General features: G+C 46.4%; 1 pseudogene. It reads left to right on the top strand.

Annotated elements, in window-relative coordinates:
- Positions 1 to 276: pseudogene (gene mazG / locus AAEY68_RS21020) on the top strand (nucleoside triphosphate pyrophosphohydrolase); the annotation flags it as partial.

Here is a 276-nt window from a genome sequence, read left to right as displayed (position 1 = left end):
CAAGCAAACAGCGCTAAGCGATGATGAGCTTGCAGCGCAGTGGCAAGCAATTAAGGCACAAGAGCGCAGCGCTAAAACTGCAAGCGCTACATCTTCGCTGTGGCAAGATATTCCCGTTAATATGCCAAGCTTAAGCAAAGCTAAAAAAATTCAGCAGCGGGTAGCAGCTCTTGGTTTTGATTGGCCAAGTTACCATGGTGCATTGGATAAAGTGAGCGAAGAAGTAGACGAAGTAAAAGAAGCACTCGCTCACAATCCGTATTCAGATCATAGTGC

Origin of the sequence: Pseudoalteromonas sp. RB2-MNA-CIBAN-0110 (assembly GCF_040309305.1) — a bacterium.
In the GTDB taxonomy this organism is placed as follows: domain Bacteria; phylum Pseudomonadota; class Gammaproteobacteria; order Enterobacterales; family Alteromonadaceae; genus Pseudoalteromonas; species Pseudoalteromonas arctica.
This window is presented reverse-complemented; position numbering and strand designations above follow the sequence as displayed.